Raw genomic sequence first — 1643 nt, 5'->3', positions numbered from 1 at the left:
CCCCCTGTGTCAGGATAGTTGTCGCCTCAATTAATTTACAAATAAACAGGGAGCGGTAAGTTACAGCAAGTGAATTATCAAAGGCATTCCGGTCAATTTAAAGAAGCTATATTAAACAAGTTTAGTCAAAGTGGTTTGTCGGTTCGTAAGTTTGCAGAGCAAGAAGGCATTAATCTCTCAACCCTGTATAGTTGGCAAAAGCAATTTAATACCTCAGGGTTAAACGTGTCAAAAGTCAGTTCATCGGATAAATGGTCAAGTGAAGAAAAGTTTTCAGTGGTATTGGAAACAGCCTCTCTGTCGGCAGTTGAGTTAAATGAATATTGCCGAGCTAAGGGGTTATATCCTGAGCAAGTCAACGGATGGAAGCAAGCTTGCATTGCCGGTAATACAAGCACAACACTGACAAGTAAAGCCAAGACAACACCTGGACAGAAGACTGACAAAAAACGCATTAACGAGCTAGAACGTGAGTTACGTAGAAAGGATAAAGCGTTAGCGGAAGCGGCTGCTTTACTCGTACTCGGAAAAAAGTTCGATGCCTATTGGAAGGAAAAAGAGGAAGACTGATTTCGCTGACCGATAGGCAGAAGCACGCGCAGTGGGTCAGTACAGCAGTAGCATCAGGCGCGAGACAAGATAAGGCCTGTGACGTGATTGGATTATCAAGTAGAACCTTACAGCGTTGGCGAATAGGCGGTGAGATTAGCGCAGATAAAAGGCCAACCGCAATGAGGCCAGAGCCTGGAAATAAACTGAGTCATGCTGAAAGACAAGCCGTGATTGATGTGTGTAATAGTGAAGAGTTTGCCTCATTACCACCAAGCCAAATTGTCCCGATACTCGCCGATAGAGGTGAGTATATTGCTTCGGAGTCGAGTTTTTACCGTGTATTACATACTAAAAACATGCTGCACCACCGAGGCAAAGCTAAGCCGAGAAATGTTCATAAAAAGCCAACCAGTTATACGGCTAAAAAAGCGAACGAAGTGTGGAGTTGGGATATCAGTTACCTGCCTACAACGGTGATAGGAAAACACTATTATCTGTACATGATTGAAGATATTTACAGTCGAAAAATCGTCGGTTGGGAAGTTCACTACGACGAAACAGGTGAGCAAGCAGCAGCACTACTAGAGCGCACCGTCTGGTCAGAGAAATGCTTAAAGAAAGACGTTGTGTTGCACTCAGATAATGGCGCGCCCATGAAGAGCCTGACGATGCGAGCTAAGATGTACGATTTAGGCGTTGTGACCTCACGAAGCCGCCCAAGGGTAAGTAATGATAATCCGTACTCAGAATCGCTATTTAGAACGGTAAAGTATCATCCACGTTGGCCTAGTGAAGGTTTTAAGTCGTTAGAAGCAGCACGTAAATGGGTCAATGAATTTGTTTGTTGGTACAACAACGAGCATCGCCATAGCAGGATTAAGTTTGTGACACCAAACCAAAGGCATGATGGTCTTGATGTTGGAATACTGGCGAAGCGAAAAGCGTTGTATCAGACAAAAAGAAATGAACATCCAGAGCGATGGTCAAAAGAAGAGCGAAACTGGCAGCCAATAGGCGCTGTGGCGTTAAATCCAGAGCAACATAAAGAAGCTGCTTAACAATTTAGGCGACAACTGTCTTGAAAAACGCCG

1 protein-coding gene is annotated in these 1643 nt (G+C 44.2%); it reads left to right on the top strand.

Translation table 11 applies throughout. From position 1 onward, the window contains the following. Positions 1-69 precede the first annotated feature (69 nt). Positions 70-1610 (top strand): IS3 family transposase gene (locus tag AAEY99_RS21100; protein ID WP_351011928.1). Its coding sequence is split into 2 segments (ribosomal slippage): positions 70-535 and positions 535-1610, totalling 1542 coding nucleotides; the frame shifts between segments, so codons are not numbered across the junction. The last annotated feature ends 33 nt before the right edge of the window (positions 1611-1643 follow it).

Origin of the sequence: Shewanella sp. S1-58-MNA-CIBAN-0166, from assembly GCF_040310085.1 — a bacterium.
Classification (GTDB): Bacteria; Pseudomonadota; Gammaproteobacteria; order Enterobacterales; family Shewanellaceae; genus Shewanella.
Note: the sequence above shows the minus strand (reverse complement) of the source record. Positions and strands in the feature narration are given on the sequence as shown.